The sequence below is a fragment of the Pantoea sp. CTOTU49201 genome (assembly GCF_032054795.1).
GTDB lineage: Bacteria > Pseudomonadota > Gammaproteobacteria > Enterobacterales > Enterobacteriaceae > Pantoea > Pantoea symbiotica.
In genome coordinates, this window is the sequence record NZ_DAMBSA010000495.1 from 1 (window position 1) to 3,044 (window position 3,044).

The 3,044-nt window shown below is 52.1% G+C and carries 5 protein-coding genes; 3 read left to right on the forward strand and 2 right to left on the reverse strand.

All coding sequences use genetic code 11. From position 1 onward, the window contains the following. Both RTY00_RS22740 and RTY00_RS22745 read left to right on the forward strand, forming a co-directional pair. Positions 1 to 162, forward strand: a 162-nt coding sequence (locus RTY00_RS22740; protein ID WP_312666428.1) for a DUF1190 domain-containing protein, incomplete at its 5' end; no start/stop codon positions are given. Positions 163 to 170: 8 nt separating this feature from the next. Further along, positions 171 to 1,334 (forward strand): glutathionylspermidine synthase family protein, encoded by a 1,164-nt coding sequence (locus RTY00_RS22745; protein ID WP_293798300.1) that lies wholly within the window; start codon positions 171 to 173, stop codon positions 1,332 to 1,334. A gap of 38 nt (positions 1,335 to 1,372) precedes the next feature. Here RTY00_RS22745 and ygiD read toward each other — a convergent pair whose 3' ends face one another. Then, a complete protein-coding gene (ygiD, locus tag RTY00_RS22750; RefSeq protein ID WP_312666425.1) occupies positions 1,373 to 2,158 on the reverse strand; it encodes a 4,5-DOPA dioxygenase extradiol in 786 nt (261 codons plus the stop codon). A gap of 272 nt (positions 2,159 to 2,430) precedes the next feature. Here ygiD and RTY00_RS22755 point away from each other — a divergent pair, with 272 nt between their 5' ends. Further along, the gene (locus tag RTY00_RS22755) at positions 2,431 to 2,814 is read left to right on the forward strand and encodes a cell wall hydrolase (protein ID WP_312666427.1); all 384 of its coding nucleotides are present in this window, start codon (positions 2,431 to 2,433) and stop codon (positions 2,812 to 2,814) included. A 57-nt stretch (positions 2,815 to 2,871) separates the two neighbouring features. On the opposite strand, the gene RTY00_RS22760 is transcribed toward RTY00_RS22755, so the two are convergent. Then, positions 2,872 to 3,044, reverse strand: a 173-nt coding sequence (locus RTY00_RS22760; RefSeq protein ID WP_312666430.1) for a 3,4-dihydroxy-2-butanone-4-phosphate synthase, incomplete at its 5' end; no start/stop codon positions are given.

A 3,044-nucleotide genomic window follows, 5' to 3' on the forward strand; every position in this document is an offset into this window, starting at 1 on the left:
ACATCAGGCCGTACCATCAACGTGCCGAAAACAGCAATGGCGCCGAAACCTGCTACCACTTCCACCATCACGCGTGGCGGCTTTGGTGACAGCGTGGCAAAACAGAACACCATGCAGCGCAGCAGTGCCTCTGGCACCGGCAGCCGCTCGCTGGGAGGCTAAGCCGCAGCATGCAACGTATTGCAATCCCTGAACGTCCTGACTGGCGTGAAAAAGCAGCCGAATATGGTTTCCAGTTTCACACCATGTATGGCGAACCTTACTGGTGTGAGGATGCGTACTACCAATTCACGCTAGCGCAGGTTGAACAGCTGGAAGATACCACCGCCGAGCTGCACCAGATGTGTTTGCAAGCGGTGGAGAAAGTGGTGAACAGTGACGAGCTGCTCACCCGATTCTGCATTCCTAAGCACACGTGGGATTTTGTGCGCGACTCCTGGAAGTTGCGCCAGCCATCGCTCTATTCGCGCCTTGATCTGGCATGGGATGGCAAAGGTGACGCTAAGCTGCTGGAAAACAATGCCGACACGCCAACCTCACTGTATGAAGCCGCCTTCTTTCAATGGATTTGGCTGGAAGACCAGGTCAAAGCGGGCAACCTGCCGCAGGGCAGTGACCAGTTCAACAGCCTGCAAGAGAAGCTGATCGAGCGCTTCGCCACGCTGCATCAGCAGTTCGGTTTCAACTGGCTGCACTTCTCCTGCTGTCGTGATACCGAAGAAGATCGCGCCACTGTGCAATATCTGCAGGACTGCGCCACCGAAGCCGGATTGCCGAGCGAGTTTCTCTATATAGATGAGATTGGACTGGGTGAAAGAGGCCAGTTTACTGATGTAAACGATCAGGTCATCAGCAATCTGTTCAAGCTCTATCCGTGGGAATTCATGCTGCGCGAAGTGTTCTCCACCAAGCTGGCAGACGCGGGCGTGCGCTGGCTGGAACCGGCATGGAAAAGCATCATCTCTAATAAAGCGCTGTTACCGCTGCTGTGGGAAATGTTCCCCAATCATCCCAATTTGCTGCCCGCCTATTTTGCAGATGATAAGAACGCGCCGCAGATGGATAAATACGTAGTGAAACCGCTGTTTTCACGTGAAGGTGCCAATATTCGCATCATTGAGAACGGTCAGGAGATCGCACGTGCCGATGGCCCGTATGGCGAAGAAGGCATGATTATCCAGCAGTTCTATCAGCTACCAAAATTTGGTGATAGCTACACGTTGATCGGTAGCTGGCTGATTGACGATCAACCTGCCGGTATCGGTATACGCGAAGATCGTGCATTGATCACTCAGGATCTGTCGCGCTTTTATCCGCATACCTTTATTGAGTAAACGCTGTGCCGCCCGCAATCTTCGGGCGGCCACACGCATTAACCAATCTGCACCGACATCATGCTGATCGCGCCCATCTCCATACCTTCCACGGGAATGCTGAGCGCTTCATCAGTAGCACGCGCCCCAAGAATATAGAGCAGCGGTAGATAGTGTTCCGGCGTTGGGTTTGCAAGCTGTGCATCCGGATGCTGCATAAAGTTCACCAATGGGTGATCCGCTGCTTCGCCCTGGAAATCCAGATTCTCACGCACGTGCTGATCAAAGTTAACCGCCCACGGATACGCGGTTTCCGCACCCTGCCAGCGCAGCATACGCAGATTGTGCACTACGTTACCGCTGGCCACGATCATCACACCTTCATCTCGCAATGACGCCAGCTTTTGCCCCAATGCATAGTGCCATTCGGCAGGTTTAGTGCCGTCGATACTCAATTGCACGACCGGAATGTCGGCCTCGGGATACATTTTTGCCAGCACGCCCCAGGAACCATGATCAAAACCCCACTCCTGATCGGCATGAACGGCTACCGGCGCAAGTAAATCAATCACTTGCTGGGCCAGTTCTGGCGATCCCGGCGCAGGATAACGCACTTCAAACAGCGCCTGCGGGAAGCCACCGAAATCATGGATGGTGCGCGGATTACTCATCGCCGTCACTGCCGTACCGCGTATGTACCAGTGCGCCGAAACCGCGAGAATCGCGCGTGGACGCGGCAATGTTTCGCCCAAATGCTGCCAGGTTTGAGTATATCGATTATCTTCCAGTACGTTCATTGGGCTGCCGTGGCCAAGGAACAGCGCAGGGATGCGTGTAGTGCTCATGATTAATCCTCTGACGAAGTGTCGCTTTGTTAACCGCTACGATACGCGCTTTCATGGGGGGATTAACGCTGATAAGTATGATGATCTCTTTCAGGGAATTTGAATAATCTAAAGCGGGAAAATTCAGATAAGACAGGTCTCAATATTCCACGCGCTTCTTTTACATATCAGTGATATAGCCCGCACATAAGACCGAGCGAGACTGGTCTTGTTACATCCAATGAATCTACTTCATAAACTCCACCCGGTTTTAGAAACATGAGTTGGAATGTATGTTAATTCAGGGAGCAATATTGTGCCTGGCGATGAATATCTACCATGAAGCGCGTGGCGAACCGATTAAAGGACAAATAGCGGTTGGCACGGTGACCATGAACCGGGCCAATTGGGATGTCAAAGAGATCTGTCCTGTAGTGTATGCACCTAAACAATTCTCCTGGACGTCTCTCAAAAAAAATCCTTATCGCTATCCACCCAAGGAAGATAAAAGCTGGCAACGTGCCAGAAAGCTGGCACAGAAGATCGTTGAAGGGGAATTGCAGGACGTGACCAAAGGCGCAACGTTCTTCCATGCGCACCACGCTAAACCAGCCTGGCGCCATGCCTTTGAACGTACTGTGGTAATTGGCAATCATGTGTTTTATGCCAATCGCTAAAACAAAAAAAGAGGCCGGATAGATAACTATCCGGCCTCTTTTTCTATATCAATTCAGTTAGCTGGCGTGACGTGTTTCACGCTGACGGCGATACGCCACCAGATCTTCAATGGTGACAACCGGCATATCATGTTGCTTAGCAAACACGATCGCTTCTGGCGCGTGCGCCATGCTGCCATCATCATTGGTCAATTCGCACAGTACACCCGCAGGTTTAAATCCAGCCAGCG

What these genes read in the sequence shown, in the direction of transcription:
- RTY00_RS22745 (WP_293798300.1), top strand. Translation starts at nt 171, where the DNA reads ATGCAACGTATTGCAATCCCTGAACGTCCTGACTGGCGTGAAAAAGCA.
- ygiD (WP_312666425.1), bottom strand. Translation starts at nt 2,158, where the DNA reads ATGAGCACTACACGCATCCCTGCGCTGTTCCTTGGCCACGGCAGCCCA.
- RTY00_RS22755 (WP_312666427.1), top strand. Translation starts at nt 2,431, where the DNA reads ATGTTAATTCAGGGAGCAATATTGTGCCTGGCGATGAATATCTACCAT.